The sequence below is a fragment of the Alkalihalophilus marmarensis DSM 21297 genome (genome assembly GCF_000474275.2).
GTDB lineage: Bacteria > Bacillota > Bacilli > Bacillales > Bacillaceae_D > Alkalihalophilus > Alkalihalophilus marmarensis.
This window is the reverse complement of the sequence record NZ_ATAE01000030.1, coordinates 87084-110282: the sequence shown is the minus strand read 5'-3', so window position 1 is coordinate 110282 and position 23199 is coordinate 87084. Positions and strand designations below refer to the sequence as shown.

Below are 23199 nucleotides of genomic sequence, written 5' to 3'. Positions count from 1 at the left end.
AAAATAGGCTTCGACATCAAAGTGTTTAACTGAATGGGATATGAAAACATAACAGTCGACCCCGCTTCTACTGAATAAGTACCACCTGCAGTAGTTGTTGATTTCCGCTGCAGGCACACGCTTTCCGCGGGCGGCCCGGGAGCTTCCTCGTCGCTACAATCAACGGAGCGAGAAGGTTGTATGGTGCTCCCTCATCGAACTTGTTCGTTGCTCAGTGATTTAGTAAACGAAGGGCGGTTTATAATGTGAACTGAGCTTAACAAAATCGCTCTACATCCTAATTACTAAAAGCAATAACCTAGCGGATGAAATATGCGTAGACTCCTGCGGTGCCTAGAGCAGGGCTGAGATCCCACAGGGCCAAAGCCCGAGGAAGCTCAGCAGCTCACCGCGGAAAGCGAAGCATAGTTTAGAAGCGGAGAATCCGCTATTACCTTTGTTTGATGCATTTTATGAAATGACCAGACGACTTTTTTCATTTATTGATGGAAAGTCGTCTTTTTTTTGCAATGGTGTCAACGCACTATCCATCTTTACTGTACGTAGTTTAAAAACACTTCTGTCCGGGCCTCTTTTTGTGTATAGTTTGCATCTTTTAGAAACAATCTAATCATAAATGTATTTCCCACACGAACGAATTTGTGTACATTGTATTAAATGTTCGGGTTTTATTGACGATTAACCCGTATGTTGATATACTTGTCAATGGATTTTGAAATTTCTCGGTTAGAACGTCCGAGACGGAGGTGCAACATATGTCATCAGTAGTGGTTGTAGGTACACAATGGGGCGATGAAGGAAAAGGAAAAATTACAGATTATCTTTCTGAAAAAGCGGAAGTAGTCGCTCGTTACCAAGGTGGAAACAATGCAGGGCATACAATTGTTTTCGGCGGAGAGAAGTACAAGCTTCACTTAATTCCGTCTGGGATTTTTTATAAAGATAAAGCGTGTGTAATTGGAAACGGTATGGTTATTGACCCTAAAGCATTAGTAGAAGAGCTAAAGTATCTACATGATCGTAATGTTGATACAAGCAACTTACGCATCTCTAATCGTGCTCATGTCATTCTTCCGTATCACTTAAAGCTTGATATTGTAGAAGAAGAGCGTAAAGGTGCAAATAAAATCGGAACGACGAAAAAAGGTATCGGTCCAGCTTACATGGATAAAGCAGCGCGTATTGGTATCCGTATAGCTGATCTTCTTGATCGTGAAGTATTTGAAGAGAAGCTTGAGCGTAATCTAGAAGAGAAAAACCGTATGTTTGAGAAATATTATGAAGTAGAAGGATTTACTAAAGAAGAAATTCTTGATGAATATTATGAATACGGACAGCAAGTAGCTCAATACGTATGTGACACATCTGTGGTGTTAAATGATGCTCTTGATGATGGACGTCGTGTTTTATTTGAAGGTGCTCAAGGGGTAATGCTTGATCTTGATCAAGGAACATATCCTTTCGTTACTTCTTCTAACCCAATTGCTGGAGGAGTAACAATCGGATCAGGTGTCGGACCTTCTAAAATTCATCATGTAGTAGGGGTTTCTAAAGCGTACACGACACGTGTAGGTGATGGTCCATTCCCAACTGAGCTTCATGATGAGATCGGTGATAACATTCGTGAAGTGGGTAATGAATATGGTACAACAACAGGCCGCCCTCGTCGTGTTGGCTGGTTTGATAGTGTGGTTGTGCGTCACGCACGCCGTGTCAGCGGAATTACAGATCTTTCTTTAAACTCAATTGATGTATTAACTGGAATTGAGACACTGAAGATTTGTACGGCTTACAAGTATCGTGGTGAAGTTATTGAAGAATTCCCAGCTAGCTTGAAAGTTCTTGCTGAGTGCGAACCAGTTTATGAAGAGCTTCCAGGATGGACTGAGGATATCACTGGAGTAAAATCTTTAGATGAGCTGCCAGTAAATGCTCGCCATTATATTGAGCGCGTATCACAGCTTACAGGTATTCCTTTAACAGTCTTCTCTGTTGGGCCTGATAGAAATCAAACAAACCTTGTACGTGGTGTGTTTGCATAATTGATTGAAACCGCCTAGATACGGTCTAGGTGGTTTTTTTATAAATTTGATCAGATGTTAGACATCTTATAAAAAGCTCTTGCGCTATTCGCTAAAGTTCGCTATTCTTAATGAGTGCTGAAGGCCCGCTAACGTTACGAAAAGTTTTTTTAAAAAGTTTATAAAAAGCCTTGCACAGTTTAGAAATGCATGATATTATTATTCTTGTCGCTGAGAGTTACAGCGAACGATGACAAGCTTTACTGATTAAAGTGAGCGTCATTATCACTAAGAGCCATTAGCTCAGTTGGTAGAGCATCTGACTTTTAATCAGAGGGTCGAAGGTTCGAGTCCTTCATGGCTCACCATTTTAATATGCGGGTGTGGCGGAATTGGCAGACGCGCTAGACTTAGGATCTAGTGTCTTATGACGTGGGGGTTCGACTCCCTTCACCCGCACTACATAGAAGAAGCTGTCCATTATTGGGCAGCTTCTTTTTTAGATGTTCGAGAGGTGCATCCTTTAAATATACCATTTATGCTATAGGTCAGATGGGTGCTTAACAGCAAGTGAAGAGTAAATAGATAAGCCAACATGAAATGAAAATAAAACAGCTAGCTATTCCCTGATGGGTCTAGCTAGCTGTTTCTCGTATCTTTTTCGTTTTCTTTTTCAGGCACTAAATCAATTCCGCCAGGGTGAAAAGGATGACATTTACTTAGGCGTTTAATTGTTAACCAACTTCCCTTAAAGGCCCCAAAGCGTTTTATGGATTCAATACCATAATGAGAGCAGGTAGGGTAGAAGCGGCAAGTTGGAGGCTTTAAAGGGGAAATGAATTTTTGATAACCTCGAATAAAGAGGACTAAAATTTTTTGCATAATAACCTCACTTTAATTGGTTCGATATCTCAGAAAGTTTTTTTATCTTTTAGAAGGATTTTGGATGATCTATGTCTAATAATAGCAAATAATGACTCATGAAAGGAGGCAAGTGTTTAAAATCCCCCCTGTACAGCTCCTCGTATTATATCCTATCCTTGAGGTGATGAAAAATGAAAAAGCTTCTATCCAACGAACGGGGTTTTACCCTTGTTGAAATGCTCGTCGTGTTAATGATCATCTCGATCCTCCTCTTAATTGCTATCCCGAATATGGTGAAAAATAACGAAGTTGCAGGCTCAAAAGGCTGTGATGCAACGATTAAACTCCTGCAGACACAGGTACACGCCTATGAAATTGAAACAAAAGAAAAGCCAGCAAGCCTCGATGTGCTTGAAACGGCCGAATATATTGAGACTACGGTATGTCCAAACGGTGCTCCGCTAAAGATAGAAAACGGTAAAGTTGTTGAAGGATAAGGCAGCATACTCTCAAGCTGGGTACACCTTAACCGAGCTCTTAATTACTCTCTCTATTTTCTCCATGTTAGTTCTTCTTCCCATGATTTATCTTCCCACTTCCATGAACACCTATAAAACAAAAGAAATTGCTGATCAATTTAAAGAAGATATTCTCTTAGCCCAGCATTTAGCAATGTCACACGGTGAGATCGTCACGATTAAATTTTTTGGCCCTCAAAAAGAGTACCGAATTTTTGGAAGTAAGGTTTATTTAGTTAGGCCTTTCGCCGATGAAAACATGGTCTTTTCTTCACATAGTCTTCCTGGTATACAAATCCAATTTTTGGAGAATGGAAACCCGCGCTATTCTGGTACAATGCATTTGGATATCCAAAAAGAGAAATATGCTTATACAATCCTTCTAGGAAAAGGGAGGGTGCATTATCGAAAACTCTAGTGGTTTTACTTTGATGGAAGTTATTCTCGCTCTCTCACTTCTCTCTGTTTGTACCTTAGCAATTCTGCCCGCCTATCTTGTTATTTATAATGAGCGATTAACCTTACAACAGGAGAACTTGGCAGGTGAACAACTTAGAGAGTCTATACAAAATTATTTAACAGGTGAAGAGCAGCCGCCAGCACCTTTATGGCTGAATGTAGTGGAAACGAGATCAGCTTCAGGAGAGTATGAAGTATGTGCAGACTATACGGGTGCAAATAAAAGGAAGTATCATATGTGTCTATATGCTAGGAAATGAACAAGGTTTTACGTTACTCGAGATTTTGCTTGTCTTAAGCATTTTAGGTGTTCTTGTGTTTGTCTTTCCTACCATCATGGGAGTCATCCAACATACAAAAAATCACGATACTCATGAAAAGCTAGAAATGATGGTGTTTTTTAATCAATTAACGGATGAAGTGAAGGAGTCCAGAACAATCCGAATCGAGGGGAGAGAGGTGGTTTTAATTAAAGGGGATGACACGGAAGTAAGTTATAGACAACTTGACACCGGCCAAATTAGACGATTCTCAAATAACAGCGGATATGTACCAATGTTGTATAATGTTCAATCTTTTTATTGTGAGCGGGAGCAGAAGAAATATCGATGTACGGTGACTCTTATAAATGGAGAGGTCATGAGCAGATCGATGATGCCGATGTATGGTGTGTATTAAGGAGTTTATAAATGAGGAATGATAGAGGCTTTGTTTACCCTATTGTATTAATTATATGCACATTCCTGTTGTTTGGTTTGATGGTACAAACGAATGTATATCTCCAGGAGAAGAGGTTTGCTGTTGAGCAGCAATTCATATTAAAGGGTGATACATTGATTCAAAGAGGACTCGTAGACTTTATCGTTCACGCACCAAGTACAGAAAACTCAACTTTATTCTTTTCATACGAGGATGGTACCGTTACACTTATTACAATGAGTAAAAGTGAGACGGAATGGCAGGTCGCTGCAACTGCAGAATTATTGGGTTCAACCCATGTACGTAGAGCGCAGTTTTATTACGACCCTTACCATCACCGCATAATAGAATATTGGGAGGTTTCCAAACGTGATGAATGATCGAATTTATCTTACCGGTTTTATGGGCTCTGGTAAAACGACGGTAGGGCAAGCTTTAGGCAAAACGTTGGGATTTCAGGTTATTGATACGGATCAATGGATCGAAGAAGATCAACAAAAGAAAATAAAAGAGATTTTTAATGAAGGGGGAGAAAAGCTTTTTAGGAGTCTAGAAACGGAAGCTCTAAGAGAGTTGTCTCAAAAAAAAGCTGTGATTACAACCGGTGGCGGCATCATTCTCAAAGAGGAAAATCGAAAAATTATGAAAGAGTCTGGCACAGTCATATTTCTAGACTGTGCCATCGAAGAAGTCATTCGCCGGACGTCTAATGATGATTCTAGGCCGTTGCTTAAAGAGAAGTCTAAAGGTGATATTCAATCCATGTACGAAGACCGCTTGCCGTTATATAAAGAAGCAGATATCCACTTAGATACTACAGGGAGGTCCATTCTTGAAATCGTTGCTGAGTTGAAGTCAGCTATGCTTAAATAAGGTGAAAATAGGCTATACTAAAACGAATAATCGTTGAGGTGATGGCCATGTCATTAAATGAGTACATTAAATTTATCACACAGCAGCTTGTGTTAAGGCTTGATCAACCAAAGGAAGTGAGAAAACAGGAGCGTGAAGCAAGAAAAGCAGAACGCCCGCCGTTTGCGTATCGCACTTTCGGGATTATTCCTTTTGCAATCAGTCTGTTATTTAAAAGGAAATCGAAAAAGCAGCTGTAAAGTTTAGGGGAAATGTTCCTGATTTTAGAGGCATTATAGCTGGTAGTTGTCGAAATAAATAGAGGTGACACAGATTTGCCACCGATCAAGCATTTACAATCAAAGTTTATCTCGTATATAATAAGTTTGTACTCTATAATTTGATAACTAGCACTATGACTTCCTATTGACGGATAGTGATTGCAAAAAGAAGGAGGGAGTAAGCAAATGGAGCGCATGTTTCGTGTTTTAGCTTTCTGGACAGGGATCTTCTCAGTCTTGTTCTTCGTTGGTGATATGCTTAACATGGCTTTGCTATTCTTTGCCCAAACAGGTGCATTGTTAGCACTAAGCTATTTAAACTTATCAGAACGTGTGTATATTTACATTTTCGGTGCGTACTTAACGATTTTCTTCGTTGGTTTCACGTACTATTCCACTTTCTTATTAGTACCAAGTTTTGGAGGTCACTAAGACCAGGTACATATGCGCACAAAAAACGTTGCCCCTTTAGTGAGCAACGTTTTTTTTCTATTTCCTTTAAATTTATCATTTTAAGAATTTATTAAAACCCTGATAAGAAAGGATTTCCATCCATTTCTTCGCCAATTGTCGTTACAGGGCCATGGCCTGATGCTACAATGGTTTCCTCAGGAAGCTCTAACAGCTTCGAATGAATGCTTTCTAGCAAAAGGTTATGATCTCCTCCTGGAAGATCTGTGCGTCCAATGCTTTGCTTAAAGAGGGCATCTCCAGAGAATACTACCCCTCCGGTTGCTGAATAATAAGAAACACTTCCTGGTGAATGGCCTGGTGTATAGAGAATATCGAATGAAAAAGAGCCGAGCTGAATGGTTTTTTCCTCTTGAATGATCTCATCAGCTGCACGGGCTGTAATCGAAGCATTTCCTAAAAAACGGCCTGATCCATTTTTAGCTGCATCAGAGAGCCAATCCTTTTCAGCTTCATGAATATATACAGGGCAATTAAAAGCATCTCTTACTTCATCTACGGCACCAATATGATCAAAGTGGGCGTGAGTTAATAAAATAGCAAGCGGGCTAATCTGTTGATCGTTTAGCCATTTAATGAATTCCGGTCCATTGCCGCCGGGATCAAAAATCACAGCTTCTTTTTTTTCGTTCATTAATACATAGGCATTTGTCTGCAAAGGCCCTAACGGAATTTGAGTCCAGTTCATATGATCTCCTCCAGTATTTTCTACATAATATGTATTTGAAATGTAATACCATACTCATATCTTACCATCTTACACTTTTCTTACACCAATCTTACTACCTTACAGATTATCTTTCAAAGGAATGTATGTGCACATGGTTAGATAAAAAGTTCACAGCTATGTAACGTTTTGTTTATCATTTATACTTTTTCTTAAGTATACTTAAGGCAAATAAGTGAATTTTATAAGTAGGCTGGCTTGTTTAACGTATTTGTACAGGTTGATAAAATGAACAGGACCCAATATCCTCTTGTTTAGAGAGTTGGATTTGTTTATAATAAGATGTACAAACTGGGTACTGAGATACATACATAAGGAGGGTGAGACCTAATGTTTCTAGCAATTACATTTCTATTAGTAGCGATTTTATCTGCAGTTGGCATCGTTCGTGAAATGCGCAGAAAAAATTTCTTCGCAGTTGGGTTTGCGGCATTGTCGCTTGCTGTTTTTGGCTGGTTCTCAGTCATGACTATTATTTCAATCATCGCTGGCGGCGGTGCAACAGCTTAAGACGCCTAAATGTAAAACTCCCTTGCATAGCAAGGGAGTTTTTTGTTGAAGTATAGTTTAATGGAAAACCTGTTGCTGTAAATAAAAGATGCCGCCATTTATCACATCTACATGGATTTTAGGTTCATATTGTTCGGCAAGGGCTTGCTTTTCTAACTCATAACTCTCTGGCTTGTCTTCATATTCCTCATAAAATTGCTCTAGGAGAGCTAAGTCGTTTTCCCATCTTTCTATTGCTTCGCGAGCCCAGGTAGAATCTTCGTTCTCGGCATAGGTCTGCACCATTTTCTGTAGTCTCACGATGCCGCTTTTAGGCGTAATCAAAGGAGATAACGTGAAACAAAAATCGGGAATGGAAGATTTTAATATTTTGCCTTCGATTGAATCATAAAATCCTGGCACAATCTGACCATGAATTAAATTCAAACCAAGCGATAAGATGACGTCCTTTTTTCGATCGCATTGAAAAGACACTTTTACATTTAAACACAACCAAGGCTGCAGTGGAGTGGAAGCATGACCATTTGTGGCAACTTGTTCATATAATCTAATAAATCCGCCAAGCGTCCTTGTTGACTTAAATAGCTGATGCAGGCGCGGGGAGCCATAATGGATGGGCTCTCCTCGCAAGTCATCCGGTGCATTAGCTTTATCTGTAATAAAGGTGATTTTCATTGGGTTAGGCGTACCACCAGTCTTCTCAAGGTAGTGCCAGTAAAAGGGTCTGTTCATTAATAGTTTATCAAGCTCAATCGACAATTGAACCGTTAGATAGGTAGGTGTATTCTCAAGAACAGGACTATCATTTGCTTCAAAATAACGCTCTAAGAAATTATGAATTTGTTGCTGTTGCACCTAATTCACCTTCCTCTTCGTTTGTTCTCATAGATTGTGCTTCATTCATAATGGCTGCAAGATGGTCGAGTTTAATTTTCACTTCACCATCTGATTCTGATTGGACAATAATGTCTTTAACATGTTCCTCTATTGAAGTGAGGTCTATTTTGGTTAAGATTTCATCAAGTTCACCAATAACTGATTCAAATAAATGAATCTTTTCATAGAGTAACTTTAGAATATGCTGCTCTACCGTATCTTCCACCGCAAAATTATAAATATGAACGTCATTTTTTTGCCCTAAGCGATGAATACGTCCGATTCGTTGTTCAATGCGCATTGGATTCCATGGGAGGTCGAAGTTAATAATATGGCTGCAAAACTGCAGGTTAATTCCTTCTCCTCCTGCTTCTGTGGCAATAAGAACTTGAGCATGGGACTCAAACAGCTGCCTCATCCAATCCTTCTTCCCGCGCTTAAATCCGCCTCGAAAAGGGACAGATGAGATGCCGTTTTGTTTTAAATACCATTGCAGATAGAGCTGCGTTGCTCTGTATTCAGTAAATATAATCACTTTATCATTGATTTTCTTTACAAGCTCTAATGCGTTTTCTGCTTTGGCGTGACCATCAATACCGCCGATCATGTGAAGCAGTTTTTCAGCTTGTGGGAGGGTGCGTCCGTCTTTTTGTGCTTTTTCAATCATATTTTTTAACGTCATAAAAGCTGCTTCACGGCTTGAACAGATTTCACGCTGCAAAGTAATGAGAGAGAAATGACTTGAATCCCCTTTAAGCGTTTGAAGAGCATCATAGAATTCTCGCTCTTTTGGACTGAAAGTGATCGGCACCGTTTCAACCACCCGCTTTGTCCATTGAATGCCTGTTTCTTCTCTTCTATTTCTGACCATAACCTTACCGACAAGCTCTCTTAACTTTTCATCATTTTTTGGTGACCGTTTATTTGATCTGAATTCTTTTTCAAAACTTGATATGTCTCCTAGATGGCCTGGTTTTAATAGTGAGACTAAGTTAAAGATTTCTTCTAGTTTGTTTTGAACAGGAGTAGCCGTTAACAATAAACAAAACTTCTTTTTAAGGTTTCGGATGAACTCGTAATTTTTCGTTTTTGGATTTTTTAACTTATGTGCTTCATCAATAATAATTAAATCATAGGATTGATTCATGACAATGTCACGATGCGGCTGTCTTTTTGCTGTATCAATCGATGCGACAATAACGTCACATTGTTCCCACACATAGGTTTTACGCTGCGGAGTTGCAGGGATATGAAATTTAGTATTTAATTCGATCGCCCACTGTGACACAAGAGAGGCAGGGACGAGAATTAATGCTTTTTTTACAAGTCCGCGAATCATGTATTCTTTCAATATGAGTCCTGCTTCAATGGTTTTGCCAAGCCCCACCTCGTCAGCTAAAATAGCTTTGCCGTTCATCTGCTCTATTACGGTATTCGCCACTTCAATTTGATGAGGAAATGGATCAAGCTGTGGAAGGTGATTTGGAGCAATTAAGCCTTTAAATGCAGGAATCGATTGATGCTCTTCAGCCTCATAAGCAAGACGTGCTAATTCATAACTTGCAAAAGGACCGTCTTGTTCCAAGCGCTCAAGGAATTGATCCTGCCAACTTTGATCAAAATGTATGTTTATTTTCATGGTTATCTTTCCTTTCCTAAAAGAAACTATTGCGCCATTTGAATCGTCTTGGTAGGATATGAGTAGAAGGAAACAGACAATTCGTCAAATTCTGTAAAAGTAGATTTAAATATAGAGTATATTGATGGATAGTAGAATAAATTGGTTTTTCTTTTCTAGTATGTACCAATTCAAGTGAAAACATGAAAAATGATCCTATAAAAGTGAAGCTTTTGCGGATGAAAGTAGGGGGAGAGACTGCGTATAGTTGCGCAGCGCCGAAGGAGCAAGCAAAATTTGTGAATCTCTCAGGCAAAGAAGACTCTTACAGGACGCAGCTCTGGAGAGTGCTCAAATGTTGAGCCACCTACGAAGACAGTTCTTAATAGAACGAAACTTTCTGGTTAAAGGACAGGGTTATACATCGTATGTGTATAGCCCTGTCCTTTTTTTGTTTACCCAGCCTATCTTCATAATCAAATTTCTGAATAGTGTTTGTTTTAACACAAAGGAGGACAATGATGACAACGTTAAAGCGCACCCCTTTATTTGAAGAATATCAAAAAGCAGGAGCTAAAACGATTGATTTCGGCGGATGGGATCTGCCTGTTCAATTTTCAAGCATTAAAGAAGAACATGAAGCGGTTAGAACAAAAGCAGGATTATTTGACGTGTCTCATATGGGAGAAGTCGAGGTTAAAGGAGAAAATGCGTTAGCCTACTTACAAAAAATGATGACAAATGATGTTAGCAAACTGGTGGATAATCAAGCACAGTACACCGCTATGTGCTATCCGGACGGAGGAACAGTTGATGATCTTTTGATCTATAGAAAAGCGGCTGATGACTACTTGCTCGTCATTAATGCGTCTAATATTGATAAGGATATGGATTGGCTCAATCAACATAAAATCGCTGGTGTTAAAGTAAATAATATTTCAGACGATATTGCTCAATTAGCGATACAGGGACCACTTGCAGAAGAGATCTTGCAGACACTTACAGATCAAGACTTAAGTGACATACGCTTTTTCCGCTTTCAAGATAATGTCGATCTATCTGGTATAAAGGCGCTAGTGTCAAGAACAGGCTATACGGGCGAGGATGGGTTTGAAATTTATTTGCAGGCCGAGCAGGCAGCTGAATTATGGAGCACACTGCTTGAGACAGGCAGCAGTAAAGGGTTAGTGCCATGCGGGTTAGGTGCGCGTGATACGTTGAGATTTGAAGCGAAGCTGCCTCTATATGGCCAAGAATTAACAAGTGACATCTCCCCTCTTGAAGCTGGGATAGGGTTTGCAGTTAAAGTAGGCAAGGAAGAAGACTTTATTGGCAAGGACGCATTGAAAAAGCAAAAAGAAGAAGGGCTTAAAAGAAAGCTCGTTGGTCTTGAAATGGTTGATAAGGGAATCCCGCGGACAGGGTATGAAGTATTAGCAAATGATAGTCAGATTGGCTTTGTCACAACAGGAACACAGTCCCCTACACTTAAAAAAAATGTAGGACTAGCTGTTATTGACAGTGAGTATACGGAAGCAGGGACAGAAGTATTCGTGCAAGTACGTAAAAAAACGCTAAAGGCAATGGTTGTAAATACACCTTTTTATAAACGTTCATAATTAAGTAAGAGAATGGCGTACTAGAAGTGTCTATAAGGATGAGGAGGAGCTTGCAACATGACGAATCGATATTTACCTATGACCGAACAAGATGAAAAAGATATGCTTCATACTATTGGGGTCGACAGCATTGAGGAATTATTTTCAGATATTCCAGAAGGCATTCGTTTTAAGGGAGAATTAGCGATCCCTAAAGCATTAAAAGAGCCTGAACTTGTGAAGTATTTTCAAGGCTTGGCAGCAAAAAATGTTTCGCTTAAACAAAAAACGTCTTTCTTGGGTGCTGGGGTGTATGAGCACTATATTCCTTCTATTGTTGACCATGTTATATCACGCTCTGAATTTTACACTGCGTATACTCCTTATCAACCGGAAATTTCCCAAGGGGAACTTCAGGCTATTTTTGAATTTCAGACGATGATTAGTGAACTAACAGGAATGGACCTCGCGAACTCATCTATGTATGATGGCCCAACTGCACTAGCGGAAGCAGCAATGATGAGTGCTGGTCAAACAAAAAAGAAAACCATTCTTGTTTCAAAAGCTGTTCATCCAGAAGCGAGAGAAGTAATCAAGACGAATGCTTACGGGCAGAGGTTAAATGTTGTAGAAGTTGATGTGGCTGATGGTCTGACTGATCTTGATGCACTGAAAAAAGCATACAGTGAAGATACTGCGTGTGTGATTGTACAGTACCCAAATTTCTTCGGAAACTTAGAATCACTTGATAAGATTGAGGAAATTACACACTCTGATAAAGCAATGTTTGTCGTATCAAGCAACCCAATGGCGCTAGGTCTCCTAAAATCACCAGGTGAATACGGGGCAGATATTGTTGTTGGGGACGCTCAGCCATTTGGTATTGCACCTCAATATGGCGGACCTCATTGCGGATACTTTGCTACGACGAAAAAGTTAATGAGAAAAGTGCCTGGCCGTCTTGTCGGACAGACGACTGATGAGAAGGGGCAGCGTGGATTTGTATTAACATTGCAAGCACGCGAGCAGCATATCCGCCGCGAAAAGGCGACGTCTAATATTTGTTCCAATCAGGCACTTAATGCTCTGGCTGCTTCTGTTGCTATGACAGCTCTTGGAAAGGCTGGAATGAAGGAAGTTGCCTATCAAAATCTGCAAAAGGCCGCCTATGCAAAAAAACAGTTGAAAGAAAACGGTGTAGAGGTTCTCGAAGGAGCTCCATCGTACAATGAATTTATCATTAAGCTCGGGAAGCCGATTGAAGAAATAAATAAGGCTCTATTAGATAAAGGCTTTATTGGTGGGTATGATTTAGGGTTCTACTATCCTGAATATCAAGATCACATGCTTGTATGTGTTACTGAAGTGCGTACGAAAGTAGAAATCGATCAATTTGCAAAAGAATTGGGGGCGTTAGTATGAACAACCAAGACCAGCCGCTCATTTTTGAACTAAGTAAAGAAGGCAGAGTCGGGCATAGCTTGCCTGACCTCGATATTCCTTGTGAGTCAATGGAGGCGTTATTGCCTGAGGAATTTATTCGAGAGCAGGCAGCTGAACTGCCAGAGGTGTCAGAGCTTCAGATTATGCGTCATTATACTGCCCTGTCTACTCGTAATCATGGTGTAGATTCAGGTTTTTATCCATTAGGGTCATGTACGATGAAGTACAATCCTAAAATTAATGAAAATGTCGCTCGTTATGAGGGGCTAGCTTATGTTCACCCATATCAGCCGGAAGAGCAGGTTCAAGGGTCCCTTGAATTACTTTATGACCTGCAAACATCTTTAGCAGAGATTACAGGAATGGATGAAGTGACGCTTCAGCCAGCTGCTGGGGCTCATGGTGAATGGACTGGATTAATGATGATTCGTGCCCTTCATGAAGCGAATGGCGACAACGAGCGTACAAAAGTCATTGTTCCCGACTCAGCGCATGGGACAAATCCAGCTTCAGCGACTGTGGCAGGTTTTGAGTCGATTACGGTTCGTACGAATGGAGAGGGACTCGTAGATCTTGATCACTTAAGAGAAGTTGTAGGGCCTGATACTGCGGCATTAATGCTGACAAACCCTAACACATTAGGTCTTTTTGAAACTTATATCGAAGAAATGGCTGCCATTATTCATGACGCCGGCGGTAAACTTTATTACGACGGAGCCAATTCAAACGCGATTCTAGGAATAGCAAGACCTGGAGATATGGGCTTTGATGTAGTCCATTTAAACCTGCATAAGACGTTCACTGGTCCTCACGGAGGGGGCGGCCCTGGATCTGGTCCTGTCGGGGTGAAAAAAGAATTGATTCCATTTCTACCTAAACCTGTTTTAGTGAAAGAACAGGGTACGTACCGCTTTGAATATGATCGTCCAAAGTCGATTGGACGAGTGAAGCCGTATTATGGAAATTACGGGATCAATGTACGTGCGTATACGTATATCCGTACAATGGGACCAGAAGGATTGAGAAAAGTCTCTGAATATGCCGTGTTAAATGCTAATTACATGATGCGCAGACTAGAGCCTCATTTTGATCTGCCGTATACACAGCATTGTAAACATGAATTTGTCATTTCGGGACGTAGACAAAAGAAGCTCGGTGTAAGAACGCTCGATATGGCTAAACGACTTCTAGATTTTGGATATCATCCTCCGACCATCTACTTCCCGCTCAATGTAGAGGAGTGCATGATGTTTGAGCCGACTGAAACAGAGTCAAAAGAAACGCTTGATGAATTTGTTGATGCGATGATTCAAATCGCAAAAGAAGCAGAAGAAAGTCCAGAAGTAGTCCAAGAAGCTCCTCATCATACGGTTATCAGCCGCTTAGATGAGACGACTGCTGCGAGAAAGCCAATCCTTCGGTATCAAAAAGCATAAATAAAAGAGGCTGACATATCAGCCTCTTTCTTTATGCTTATTTTTTCTTGATTTTGCCTGTCCATTTTTTGAAGCCGCCCTGCAAATGATAGATATCTTCTACACCGCGTTTCTTTTTAAGGAATTGAGCAGCTTGTCTGCTTCTAGCTCCAGATTGGCAATAAAGGTATACAGGCTGGTCGGTACGGACTTCATTGGCGCGCTGACGCAGCTGGGACATAGGAATGTTTCTTGAGCCTAGAATATGCCCGCCCTCATATTCACGTGGTTCTCGTACATCGATTAATTGCGCCTTTCGATATCCTTTAATGAAATCTTCCTGTGTTAATGTAGTTAAGTATTTAGGCGTATAGAAACGTTTAAATACTGCATACACCACTAGTGCTAAAAGAATCAGCCATAAGTAAATCATCATAAATCTACGTACACTCCTTCTACAAATACATCATTTCTCATTAAATTATATCTATCTGGACAGGAATTAGCAATTGCTATATGTGAATCGATGTTAATTAGTCACAGAATATCAAAGCAACCTACTTGGCTCTCTTTGGTGATTTTGTTACACTAGGTTGGAACTTTAGATGATAGCATACAGAAAGAAGCGATGAATATGAATGAAACATGGCGTTTTATTGATTCTGGTAATTGTTCACCTGCTTATAATATGGCCTTAGATGAAGCGTTGCTAGACTGGCATAGTAAAGGGAAAATACCACCGACCATCAGATTTTACGGTTGGAATCCTGCAACTCTCTCCATTGGCTATTTTCAAAAAGTAGAAAAAGAAGTCAATATGAAGGCAGTTAAGGATTACGGGTTAGGATTTGTCAGAAGGCCTACCGGAGGACGCGGAGTACTGCATGATCAAGAGCTTACATATAGTGTGATTGTTTCAGAAGACCATCCTGAGATGCCGGCGACCGTTACTGAGGCGTATCGTGTAATTTCAGAAGGTATTCTTGAAGGGTTTAAAAAAGTAGGACTTGATGCTTATTTTGCGGTCCCTCGTACAGATGAAGAAAAAAACGCGTTAAAAAACCCGCGCTCGGCTGTTTGTTTTGATGCACCTTCTTGGTATGAACTTGTTGTAGAAGGAAGAAAAGTGGCAGGGAGTGCTCAAACGAGGCAAAAAGGAGTTATTTTGCAGCACGGCTCAATTATCTTAGATATAGATGAAGATAAGCTATTCGACCTGTTTAATTATCCAAGTGAACGTGTACGTGAAAGAATGCAGAAAAACTTTAAAAATAAAGCAGTAGCAATAAATGCTCTTCGCGAAACCTCTCTTACAATGGAGGAGGCAAAAGAGGCCTTTCATTATGGTTTTGAAAAAGGGTTAGGCATTACACTTGAACCTTATTCATTAACTATGGATGAGGAAGCAGAAGTATGGAAAATTGCTCATGAAAGGTATGAACAAGATAGCTGGAACTACCGTAAATAATAGAAAAGGCCTGGAACCTGCCAGGGCCTTTTCTATTTATTTTGTTATGGCAGCAGCTGCTTGAAGGCTTCTTGCAGCTGTCTTGTGATAGGACCAATCTCAAGCGTTGCTGAGACATCACCTGTAATCGACCGAACAGGGGTTACTTCCATCGTTGTGCTGGTAATAAAAGCTTCGTCTGCAATCGCTAGTACATCGGTAGGAAAGGCTTCTTCTACTACATGAAGTCCAGCTTCTTTAGCAAGCTTGATTACAACTTGTCTAGTGATGCCGTTTAAGATGAAGTTTGTGGCAGGATGAGTATAGAGAGTAGAATCTTTTATTAGGAACAGGTTTGATGACGAGCCCTCAGTCACCGTACCATCTCTGTGCATGATGGCTTCATGGCAATTGTGATCAGCTGCTTCTCGCTTTGCCATTATGTTACCAAGTAAGTTTATCGTTTTAATGTCACAGCGCAGCCAACGGATATCTTTTGTGAGCCATAAGTCGACTCCGTTAGCTAATAGCTCGTCTTTACGCTCTAAATTTTCAGCAAAACCGGTTAGAACGGGTGAGATTTCACGTTGGTATAAATGGTTCCTTGGCTGTAAGCCGCGTGTTAATTGAATATAGACAATTCCTGTTTCAATGGTATTTTTTATAATCAATTCATTTATAAGCTCAGTAAACGTCTCTCTCGTTGTTGAGAGAGGAATATCAAGTTTTTTAGCGCTCTCATAAAGACGATCTAGATGTTGATTTATCGTAAATGGTTTGCCGTTATATATACGAATAACTTCATAAATTCCGTCACCAAAATGATAGCCGCGATCATCAAAGTCTATGCCGGCTTTTTCTTTAGGTACAATATCTTGGTCAATGAGAACATATTTCATAAGTAAAACCTCCAGCTCTAGTAATTCAGATTTTCAGATAGTTATCTTCATTATCTGAACATCCCAAAAAAATTTTGTCAATCATTTTTTCTCGCTTTGTCGAATTGAGATCAGATAAGGGTTTGACTTTTGTCCTATCTTTGGCAAGAGAGAAATTGGTTCAAATTAACGGGAAAATCAAATTAAATATCTGTTAAACTCATATATGCTTGTCTTTTTTAGCTGTTTCAAGTTTGACAAAATAGGATCAAATTTAATTTAACACAATATATAGTGTTTATTTCTGAAAAAGGAGTACTATATATTGAATCAGGGTATAGACCTGTGGTAGACTTACCCAAGAATAAAAACTTAGACATGGACATGCACCTGGCAATTCCATTATTGTTGAGTTTATTTTGATTGAGTTATTTAAATTTAGTTTTTAATAAATGTTTTAGTGGTTTAATTAAAGGAGGAGACGTGAATGGCGATGACGATGGCGAACGTGATGCGTGTCAATGTGGAGAAATTAAATAAAGACATTGCACAATTTTCACAAGTTCATCCAATAACGGAAGACATGCACATAACGAAAAAGGGTGTGTCTAGACTTGTTATGCTTGACCGTTATACGTTTAAGGATACGGAGAAGAAAACATTAGCTGTAGGAGATTTTGTTGTATTAACTGTTAAAGCAGACCCTAAGTTCCCTGCTAGAGGATTTGGTTTTGTGGTTGAATTAAACCGCGAAGATAACAAAGCGAAAGTTCTTGTGGATGAAGAGTTCCGCGGGGTATTAGAAGGGGAAGAGGCAGAAAGCGGCCTCGTAACACGTTCACTAGATACAATTGAAAAGCCGTTAGAGTTGTTCTATGAACAAATTGCTAAGCGTAATGCAACCGGTTTGGCATCAGTCGAAGAAGATGCAGCGCGTCGCCAAGAGTCTTTTGAACAGTTTTACAGTGAGTTAGTCAATATGAACTTCATCCCTGCAGGACGAGTTCTTTATGGAGCAGGTGCTAAAACAGACGTTACGTATTTCAATTGTTATGTAATGCCTTTTGTGAAAGATTCACGTGAAGGGATTTCTGAGCATCGTAAACAAGTAATGGAGATCATGAGCCGAGGCGGCGGAGTCGGAACAAATGGCTCAACTCTTAGACCGCGCAATACGCTGGCAAGGGGCGTGAATGGGAAATCTTCTGGTTCAGTTTCTTGGCTTGATGATATCGCCAAGCTTACTCATTTAGTTGAGCAGGGTGGGTCAAGACGCGGAGCGCAGATGATTATGTTGGCTGATTGGCATCCTGATATTTTAGAATTCATCATATCTAAAATGCAGAATCCGCGTATTTTGCGTTTCTTATTAGAACAGACAGATGATGAACAAATTCGTCGCCTAGTTAAAGAAAAACTAAGTTTCACCCCGCTTACTCCAGTTGAAGAGGCAATGTATCAAGGGATCGTGAACTTCAGGAATGTTGAAGGACAGGGAGGATTTGATACAAAAGTCATTCAAGAAGCGGAAGATAAATTAATGACAGGCGGAACATACAAGGTCAATAATTCAGAGTTTTTAACAGGCGCGAATATCTCCATTACGTTAACGAAAGAGTTTATGGAGGCTGTTGAAAACGATGAGGAGTACGCACTTCGCTTCCCTGATGTAGAAAATTATACGGCGGAGGAAATGGAGTCTTACAATGAAACATGGCATGAAATCGGAGATGTGCGTGAATGGCGCGAGATGGGATACGGTGTTCGAACCTATCGCCTAATCCGAGCGAAAGAACTATGGAACCTGATTAATATTTGCGCTACGTATAGTGCAGAACCAGGTATTTTCTTTATCGATAATGCTAATGACATGACGAACGCTAAGGCATACGGACAAAAAGTAGTCGCGACTAACCCTTGTGGAGAGCAGCCGCTTGCTCCGTATTCTGTTTGTAATCTGGCTGCAATTAACTTAGCAGAGATGGCTGATAAGGAAACAAAAACAGTTAACTTTGATAAATTAAAACGGACGGTTGAAGTCGGCGTACGTATGCAAGATAATGTCATTGATGCTACCCCGTATTTCTTAGAGGATAATACGAAGCAAGCAAAAGGAGAGCGTCGTGTCGGACTCGGAGTCATGGGTTTACATGATCTGCTTATTTATACAGAGACGGTCTATGGATCAGAGAAAGGCAATCAATTAGTTGATGAAGTATTTGAAACGATTGCAACGACAGCTTATCGTACAAGCATTGAGTTAGCAAAAGAGAAAGGCAGTTTCCCATACTTAATTGGTCAAAATGAAGAAGAGACGAGAGCATTACGAGAAGCATTCATTAATACAGGCTACATGAAAAAAATGCCTGAGGATATCCGTGAAGGTGTGCTGGCGTATGGAATTCGCAATTCTCATTTATTAACGGTTGCCCCAACAGGAAGTACAGGAACGATGGTAGGGGTATCTACAGGTCTTGAGCCATACTTCTCATTCTCTTATTTCCGAAGCGGACGTCTTGGTAAATTTATCGAAGTGAAAGCAGGAATTGTGGAAGAGTACTTAAACAGCCACCCTGAGGCTTCTGCGGACGAATTACCAGAGTGGTTCATTTCTACAATGGAATTATCACCAGAAGCTCATGCGGATGTTCAGTGTATTATCCAGCGTTGGGTTGACAGTTCATTATCTAAAACCGTTAATGCTCCTAAAGGCTACACAGTAGAGCAGGTTCAAGCGGTTTATGAGCGTCTATATCGCGGCGGTGCTAAAGGCGGAACCGTTTATGTCGATGGCAGCCGGGATGCTCAAGTGCTTTCACTCAAAGCCGAAGAAAATAATTTCGAACAAAAAGAACTTTTCGAGCAAACAAATGAGGAAGCTGAGGGCGAAAAGAAAAAGGTCGTTCTCGTTAATACAATTACAGAAGTTCGATCAACAAATGTGACATTTGGTTCAGAAGTAGGGAATACTTGTCCCGTTTGCCGAGAGGGTACAGTTGAAGATATTGGCGGCTGTAATACATGTACAAGCTGCGGTGCACAGTTGAAATGTGGATTATAATGAAGATGAAGATGAGCTAATTTGGCTCATCTTCTTTTTTTGTTCTAAATACTGGCATGATGAATGCTATTTTTTTTGCACATTCTAAAAGAAAAGGAGGAGAGAACATGAAACCATTCTCACCACAGCTCGTCTATTTTGAACCGGGAGCTCTTGAATATCCGCTCGGCAAAGCATTAAAAGAAAAGTTTGAGAAAATGGATGTTGAAATTAGAGAAACGACATCACATAACCAAGTACGCAACATTCCAGGAGACAATGATTTGCAAAAATATCGAAATGCTAAATCAACCTTGGTTGTAGGTGTACGAAAAACGCTGAAGTTTGATACGTCAAAACCTTCTGCAGAATATGCTATTCCTCTTGCCACAGGGTGTATGGGGCATTGTCATTACTGTTACCTGCAAACCACTCTTGGTGATAAGCCATACATTAGAACGTATGTTAATTTAGATGAGATTTTTGAAAGTGCGGATAAGTATATAAAAGAAAGAGGAGATGAAATAACCCGTTTTGAAGCGGCCTGTACATCAGATATTGTTGGAATTGATCATCTCACTCATTCATTAAAGAAAACGATTGAACATATTGGCAAGACAGAAAATGGCCGCCTTCGATTTGTAACGAAGTACAATCATGTCGATCATTTACTTGATGCAAAACATAATGGAAATACGAGGTTTCGTTTTAGTGTCAACTCAGACCATGTCATAAAGAGCTTTGAACCAGGAACTTCCTCCTTTCTTGAGCGTATTGAGGCAGCAGGCAAGGTGGCTAATGCTGATTATCCGTTAGGTTTTATTGTAGCCCCTTTAATTTTGCATGAAGATTGGGAGGCGGGCTACCTTGATTTATTTGAACGTCTTGAAGCGACTTTGCCGCACTATGCCAAAAAGGATCTAACGTTTGAAATGATTCAGCACCGTTTTACGAAGACAGCTAAAAGAGTTATTCAAAAACGTTACCCTAAGTCGAAATTAGAAATGAATGAAGAGGAACGAAAATATAAGTGGGGTAAATACGGAAGAGGTAAATATGTATATAAGGATGATGAAGCTACTACCTTGAGAGAAACGATTCAATCCTATATTGAACGCTTCTTTCCGGAAGCAAAAATCGAGTATTTTACGTGATGAATATCCATACTTAAATAGGAATTAACATTGTCTCTGGTTCCCCTTCTGTAGTAATATAGAAATGATGACTGCATGGATCGATTAATGGTGGGCAAACGCGTCTCTTGCGTGTTTGTTGAATAAATGGAGGGGACCCTATGCCGACACCTAGTATGGAAGATTATTTAGAACGAATTTATATCTTAATTGAAGACAAAGGGTACGCTCGCGTTTCAGATATTGCTGAGGCACTCGAGGTACACCCTTCTTCTGTGACTAAAATGGTTCAAAAACTTGATAAAAGCGAGTATCTTATTTATGAAAGGTACAGAGGGTTGGTTTTAACTGCTAAAGGAAAAAAAGTAGGAAAGCGGCTTGTCTATCGCCACGAACTGCTTGAAGATTTCATGAGATTAATCGGTGTGGAGGAACAACATATTTATCAAGATGTTGAAGGAATTGAACATCATCTGAGCTGGGATGCAATTGATCGTATTGGGGATTTAGTGCAATTTTTCCAAGAAGATAAAACACGGATTGAAGCATTGAAACATGTCCAAAAAAAGAATGAAGAAGACTAGTGAATATGATTAATGAAAAAGAACGATAACCATAGAGCCTCTATGGTTATTTTGTTTTCTAATTAGAATTATACTTTTTAGGCAACATCCAAGCTCATCTCTACATATGGTAACGTAGTGGGGGGATGTGAATGAAAGTAGATGGCGTGTTTGCAGGCGGCGGTGTTAAAGCTTATGCATTTGTTGGGGCGCTAGAAGTGATGGAGGAGCGAGGATACGAATTTACCCGCATTGCAGGAACAAGCGCAGGGTCTATTGTAGCAGCCTTGATTAAAGCAGGCTACACGAGTAAGGAATTATTATCATTATTAAATGAATTAGATATTGAGGCCTTTAAGGATGAGAGGATGTCATGGCTGCCCTTTCAAGCAGCAAAATGGGTGCACCTTTATTTTAAGTTAGGGATCTATAAAGGAGATGCTCTTGAGGAGTGGCTTAGCTGTGTGTTGAAGAAAAAAGGCATTCGAACATTTGCAGACCTTCCAAAAGATTCTCTGAGAATTATCGCGTCAGATCTCTCACAAAACAGACTGATGGTCCTACCGGATGACCTGCCTCTCTACGGGCAGCTTCCTGAGAAGTTTTCCGTAGCCCGGGCAGTTAGAATGAGCTGCAGTATACCTTTTTTCTTTGAACCGGTTAAAATCTACGACCGGACTAAAAATGGGGCAAGGTCGTATGTAGTAGATGGGGGCATCTTAAGTAATTTTCCTATGTGGCTGTTCATGGACGGTAGAACTAAGAAATGGAAACGGCCTGTCATCGGATTTCAATTATCACCTTCAACTGAGCAAATGCCGCCAAATGATATTAAGAATGCCATCTCTCTATATAGAGCCCTCTTTAACACAATGACAAAAGCACATGACTCAAAATATATTGCTGCAGATCATGCAAAAAATATTGTATTTATACCTGTGGTTGATGTGAGTGCGACTGATTTTGAAATGTCGGACCAAGAAAAAGATAAACTTGTAGCCCTAGGAAAAGGACAGACGGAGATGTTCTTAAAAGGGTGGCGCTACTAAAAAGAACCGTGCTTTTAAAATAAAGCGCGGTTCTTCTTTTTATTCTTTTTACCCTCAATGACTGTGAAATTATGGTCTGCACGTTTTTTTATAGCGGATTTTGGATAAGGAGCTTTCTTTTTGACAGCCGATGTTCCATTTGTCGCTTTGAAGAAATTTGGACCTCTTGAAGGTGTGGCTTTTGTGACAGTACTCGTACGTTTTGCTTTTTTAAGTTGTGAGCGGCTAGGTCCTTGTCGCTTTGGCATAATGGGGGTGCCGAATCGCTTGGCAAGATAGAGACGATACAAGAAAAATATGACCGCCACAAAACCTGCGATAAATAGTACTCGCGTCAATAACCCTATTGGATTATAAATCATTTGATAGCCAAGTCCGATAACAGCTAAGGCAACGACTGCTAAAACAACCATTTGCATAGTACGCTGCATACGAGCTCACCTCCGTGATAAGTATATATTGTTTGCTATAAGAGAATAAGTTGTGTGCCTTATACTTTAAAGAATGTATTATTTACTGTGTCAATGATCATGTAGAGTTCACTGTATTTCTATTCTTTTCCCTAATTAAAGTGAAATCAAACAATTAAGCTCAACCAATTAAGACCAAACATTCATTATAATTATTATTCTACACCAATTCTTTTAAATCCTCTATCTAATTCAAATCCTTCTTATTCATATCCCTCTACATTCTACACAAAAGCAGCCCAACCCATTCAATGATTTAACAGGTTT

The 23199-nt window shown here is 40.0% G+C and carries 25 protein-coding genes, 2 tRNA genes and 1 riboswitch; of the genes, 20 read left to right on the top strand and 7 right to left on the bottom strand.

All coding sequences use genetic code 11. The features are described from left to right. The first annotated feature begins 755 nt into the window (after window positions 1-755). The 3 genes from A33I_RS10760 (at window position 756) to A33I_RS10750 (ending at window position 2480) form a co-directional block, all read left to right on the top strand. Complete coding sequence (locus A33I_RS10760) at window positions 756-2042, top strand: adenylosuccinate synthase (protein ID WP_022628424.1); 1287 nt, start codon at window positions 756-758, stop codon at window positions 2040-2042. Between the two features lie 271 nt (window positions 2043-2313). Then, window positions 2314-2389: transfer RNA gene (locus A33I_RS10755), tRNA-Lys, on the top strand. Window positions 2390-2398: 9 nt separating this feature from the next. Next, window positions 2399-2480: transfer RNA gene (locus A33I_RS10750), tRNA-Leu, on the top strand. 180 nt (window positions 2481-2660) lie between these two features. Here the strand turns inward: A33I_RS10750 and yidD are convergent. Continuing rightward, window positions 2661-2903 carry a membrane protein insertion efficiency factor YidD gene (gene yidD, locus A33I_RS10745; protein ID WP_022628423.1) on the bottom strand — a complete coding sequence of 81 codons (243 nt, stop codon included), beginning with the start codon at window positions 2901-2903 and terminating at the stop codon, window positions 2661-2663. A gap of 173 nt (window positions 2904-3076) precedes the next feature. On the opposite strand from yidD, the gene comGC reads away from it, so the two are divergent. The 8 genes from comGC (at window position 3077) to A33I_RS10705 (ending at window position 6126) form a co-directional block, all read left to right on the top strand. After that, window positions 3077-3382 (top strand): competence type IV pilus major pilin ComGC, encoded by a 306-nt coding sequence (gene comGC, locus A33I_RS10740; RefSeq protein WP_022628422.1) that lies wholly within the window; start codon window positions 3077-3079, stop codon window positions 3380-3382. Further along, window positions 3369-3821, top strand: coding sequence for a competence type IV pilus minor pilin ComGD (comGD, locus tag A33I_RS10735; RefSeq protein ID WP_022628421.1), 453 nt, complete (start codon window positions 3369-3371; stop codon window positions 3819-3821). The genes comGC and comGD overlap by 14 nt, the downstream gene beginning before the upstream one ends. After that, window positions 3805-4122 (top strand): type II secretion system protein, encoded by a 318-nt coding sequence (locus A33I_RS10730; protein ID WP_420796757.1) that lies wholly within the window; start codon window positions 3805-3807, stop codon window positions 4120-4122. The genes comGD and A33I_RS10730 overlap by 17 nt, the downstream gene beginning before the upstream one ends. Continuing rightward, on the top strand, window positions 4061-4540 hold the full coding sequence (comGF, locus tag A33I_RS10725; RefSeq protein ID WP_161808681.1) for a competence type IV pilus minor pilin ComGF: 480 nt from the start codon (window positions 4061-4063) through the stop codon (window positions 4538-4540). Before A33I_RS10730 ends, comGF begins: the two co-directional genes overlap by 62 nt. A gap of 11 nt (window positions 4541-4551) precedes the next feature. After that, window positions 4552-4941, top strand: coding sequence for a competence type IV pilus minor pilin ComGG (gene comGG / locus A33I_RS10720; RefSeq protein WP_022628418.1), 390 nt, complete (start codon window positions 4552-4554; stop codon window positions 4939-4941). Beyond that, window positions 4934-5434, top strand: a complete 501-nt coding sequence (locus A33I_RS10715; RefSeq protein ID WP_022628417.1) for a shikimate kinase — start codon at window positions 4934-4936, stop codon at window positions 5432-5434. The genes comGG and A33I_RS10715 overlap by 8 nt, the downstream gene beginning before the upstream one ends. 47 nt (window positions 5435-5481) lie before the next feature. Continuing rightward, window positions 5482-5673, top strand: a complete 192-nt coding sequence (locus A33I_RS10710; protein WP_012959687.1) for a YqzE family protein — start codon at window positions 5482-5484, stop codon at window positions 5671-5673. A gap of 207 nt (window positions 5674-5880) precedes the next feature. Continuing rightward, window positions 5881-6126 (top strand): DUF2626 domain-containing protein, encoded by a 246-nt coding sequence (locus tag A33I_RS10705; protein ID WP_012959686.1) that lies wholly within the window; start codon window positions 5881-5883, stop codon window positions 6124-6126. A 91-nt stretch (window positions 6127-6217) separates the two neighbouring features. On the opposite strand, the gene A33I_RS10700 is transcribed toward A33I_RS10705, so the two are convergent. Continuing rightward, window positions 6218-6853: an MBL fold metallo-hydrolase gene (locus A33I_RS10700; protein ID WP_022628416.1), complete on the bottom strand. Its 636-nt coding sequence runs from the start codon at window positions 6851-6853 to the stop codon at window positions 6218-6220. Between the two features lie 369 nt (window positions 6854-7222). On the opposite strand from A33I_RS10700, the gene A33I_RS10695 reads away from it, so the two are divergent. Continuing rightward, complete coding sequence (locus A33I_RS10695) at window positions 7223-7402, top strand: DUF2759 domain-containing protein (protein WP_012959684.1); 180 nt, start codon at window positions 7223-7225, stop codon at window positions 7400-7402. 57 nt (window positions 7403-7459) lie between these two features. Here the strand turns inward: A33I_RS10695 and A33I_RS10690 are convergent, their stop codons facing one another. Both A33I_RS10690 and A33I_RS10685 read right to left on the bottom strand, forming a co-directional pair. Next, window positions 7460-8257 carry a YqhG family protein gene (locus A33I_RS10690; protein ID WP_022628415.1) on the bottom strand — a complete coding sequence of 266 codons (798 nt, stop codon included), beginning with the start codon at window positions 8255-8257 and terminating at the stop codon, window positions 7460-7462. Beyond that, on the bottom strand, window positions 8235-9917 hold the full coding sequence (locus A33I_RS10685) for a DEAD/DEAH box helicase (RefSeq protein ID WP_022628414.1): 1683 nt from the start codon (window positions 9915-9917) through the stop codon (window positions 8235-8237). Before A33I_RS10685 ends, A33I_RS10690 begins: the two co-directional genes overlap by 23 nt. A gap of 218 nt (window positions 9918-10135) precedes the next feature. Further along, window positions 10136-10231: riboswitch (glycine riboswitch) on the top strand. 186 nt (window positions 10232-10417) lie between these two features. Here A33I_RS10685 and gcvT point away from each other — a divergent pair. Genes gcvT through gcvPB form a run of 3 tightly spaced genes read left to right on the top strand, consistent with a single transcriptional unit; the run spans window position 10418 to window position 14373 of the window. Next, complete coding sequence (gcvT, locus tag A33I_RS10675) at window positions 10418-11515, top strand: glycine cleavage system aminomethyltransferase GcvT (RefSeq protein ID WP_022628412.1); 1098 nt, start codon at window positions 10418-10420, stop codon at window positions 11513-11515. A gap of 57 nt (window positions 11516-11572) precedes the next feature. Then, complete coding sequence (gene gcvPA / locus A33I_RS10670) at window positions 11573-12916, top strand: aminomethyl-transferring glycine dehydrogenase subunit GcvPA (RefSeq protein ID WP_022628411.1); 1344 nt, start codon at window positions 11573-11575, stop codon at window positions 12914-12916. Continuing rightward, a complete protein-coding gene (gcvPB, locus tag A33I_RS10665) occupies window positions 12913-14373 on the top strand; it encodes an aminomethyl-transferring glycine dehydrogenase subunit GcvPB (protein WP_022628410.1) in 1461 nt (486 codons plus the stop codon). Before gcvPA ends, gcvPB begins: the two co-directional genes overlap by 4 nt. Window positions 14374-14410: 37 nt before the next feature. Here the strand turns inward: gcvPB and A33I_RS10660 are convergent, their stop codons facing one another. Next, the gene (locus A33I_RS10660; RefSeq protein ID WP_022628409.1) at window positions 14411-14788 is read right to left on the bottom strand and encodes a rhodanese-like domain-containing protein; all 378 of its coding nucleotides are present in this window, start codon (window positions 14786-14788) and stop codon (window positions 14411-14413) included. A gap of 198 nt (window positions 14789-14986) precedes the next feature. On the opposite strand from A33I_RS10660, the gene A33I_RS10655 reads away from it, so the two are divergent. Next, window positions 14987-15820, top strand: a complete 834-nt coding sequence (locus tag A33I_RS10655) for a lipoate--protein ligase family protein (RefSeq protein WP_022628408.1) — start codon at window positions 14987-14989, stop codon at window positions 15818-15820. A 44-nt stretch (window positions 15821-15864) separates the two neighbouring features. Here the strand turns inward: A33I_RS10655 and dat are convergent, their stop codons facing one another. Then, a complete protein-coding gene (gene dat, locus A33I_RS10650) occupies window positions 15865-16698 on the bottom strand; it encodes a D-amino-acid transaminase (protein ID WP_022628407.1) in 834 nt (277 codons plus the stop codon). A gap of 466 nt (window positions 16699-17164) precedes the next feature. On the opposite strand from dat, the gene A33I_RS10645 reads away from it, so the two are divergent. The 4 genes from A33I_RS10645 (at window position 17165) to A33I_RS10630 (ending at window position 22462) form a co-directional block, all read left to right on the top strand. Continuing rightward, window positions 17165-19738, top strand: coding sequence for a vitamin B12-dependent ribonucleotide reductase (locus A33I_RS10645; protein ID WP_022628406.1), 2574 nt, complete (start codon window positions 17165-17167; stop codon window positions 19736-19738). Between the two features lie 107 nt (window positions 19739-19845). After that, window positions 19846-20871 (top strand): spore photoproduct lyase, encoded by a 1026-nt coding sequence (splB, locus tag A33I_RS10640; RefSeq protein WP_022628404.1) that lies wholly within the window; start codon window positions 19846-19848, stop codon window positions 20869-20871. A 140-nt stretch (window positions 20872-21011) separates the two neighbouring features. Beyond that, on the top strand, window positions 21012-21434 hold the full coding sequence (gene mntR, locus A33I_RS10635) for a transcriptional regulator MntR (RefSeq protein WP_022628403.1): 423 nt from the start codon (window positions 21012-21014) through the stop codon (window positions 21432-21434). Between the two features lie 131 nt (window positions 21435-21565). Then, on the top strand, window positions 21566-22462 hold the full coding sequence (locus A33I_RS10630) for a patatin-like phospholipase family protein (RefSeq protein WP_012959671.1): 897 nt from the start codon (window positions 21566-21568) through the stop codon (window positions 22460-22462). 14 nt (window positions 22463-22476) lie between these two features. Here the strand turns inward: A33I_RS10630 and A33I_RS10625 are convergent, their stop codons facing one another. Then, on the bottom strand, window positions 22477-22893 hold the full coding sequence (locus A33I_RS10625; protein WP_012959670.1) for an SA1362 family protein: 417 nt from the start codon (window positions 22891-22893) through the stop codon (window positions 22477-22479). Between the last annotated feature and the right edge of the window lie 306 nt (window positions 22894-23199).

Bases quoted from the DNA above. Each gene is read 5' to 3' on its own strand.
- A33I_RS10760 (WP_022628424.1), top strand. From the start codon at position 756: ATGTCATCAGTAGTGGTTGTAGGTACACAATGGGGCGATGAAGGAAAA.
- yidD (WP_022628423.1), bottom strand. From the start codon at position 2,903: ATGCAAAAAATTTTAGTCCTCTTTATTCGAGGTTATCAAAAATTCATT.
- comGC (WP_022628422.1), top strand. From the start codon at position 3,077: ATGAAAAAGCTTCTATCCAACGAACGGGGTTTTACCCTTGTTGAAATG.
- comGG (WP_022628418.1), top strand. From the start codon at position 4,552: ATGAGGAATGATAGAGGCTTTGTTTACCCTATTGTATTAATTATATGC.
- A33I_RS10715 (WP_022628417.1), top strand. From the start codon at position 4,934: ATGAATGATCGAATTTATCTTACCGGTTTTATGGGCTCTGGTAAAACG.
- A33I_RS10710 (WP_012959687.1), top strand. From the start codon at position 5,482: ATGTCATTAAATGAGTACATTAAATTTATCACACAGCAGCTTGTGTTA.
- A33I_RS10705 (WP_012959686.1), top strand. From the start codon at position 5,881: ATGGAGCGCATGTTTCGTGTTTTAGCTTTCTGGACAGGGATCTTCTCA.
- A33I_RS10700 (WP_022628416.1), bottom strand. From the start codon at position 6,853: ATGAACTGGACTCAAATTCCGTTAGGGCCTTTGCAGACAAATGCCTAT.
- A33I_RS10695 (WP_012959684.1), top strand. From the start codon at position 7,223: ATGTTTCTAGCAATTACATTTCTATTAGTAGCGATTTTATCTGCAGTT.
- A33I_RS10685 (WP_022628414.1), bottom strand. From the start codon at position 9,917: ATGAAAATAAACATACATTTTGATCAAAGTTGGCAGGATCAATTCCTT.
- gcvT (WP_022628412.1), top strand. From the start codon at position 10,418: ATGACAACGTTAAAGCGCACCCCTTTATTTGAAGAATATCAAAAAGCA.
- gcvPA (WP_022628411.1), top strand. From the start codon at position 11,573: ATGACGAATCGATATTTACCTATGACCGAACAAGATGAAAAAGATATG.
- gcvPB (WP_022628410.1), top strand. From the start codon at position 12,913: ATGAACAACCAAGACCAGCCGCTCATTTTTGAACTAAGTAAAGAAGGC.
- A33I_RS10660 (WP_022628409.1), bottom strand. From the start codon at position 14,788: ATGATGATTTACTTATGGCTGATTCTTTTAGCACTAGTGGTGTATGCA.
- A33I_RS10655 (WP_022628408.1), top strand. From the start codon at position 14,987: ATGAATGAAACATGGCGTTTTATTGATTCTGGTAATTGTTCACCTGCT.
- dat (WP_022628407.1), bottom strand. From the start codon at position 16,698: ATGAAATATGTTCTCATTGACCAAGATATTGTACCTAAAGAAAAAGCC.
- A33I_RS10645 (WP_022628406.1), top strand. From the start codon at position 17,165: ATGGCGATGACGATGGCGAACGTGATGCGTGTCAATGTGGAGAAATTA.
- splB (WP_022628404.1), top strand. From the start codon at position 19,846: ATGAAACCATTCTCACCACAGCTCGTCTATTTTGAACCGGGAGCTCTT.
- mntR (WP_022628403.1), top strand. From the start codon at position 21,012: ATGCCGACACCTAGTATGGAAGATTATTTAGAACGAATTTATATCTTA.
- A33I_RS10630 (WP_012959671.1), top strand. From the start codon at position 21,566: ATGAAAGTAGATGGCGTGTTTGCAGGCGGCGGTGTTAAAGCTTATGCA.
- A33I_RS10625 (WP_012959670.1), bottom strand. From the start codon at position 22,893: ATGCAGCGTACTATGCAAATGGTTGTTTTAGCAGTCGTTGCCTTAGCT.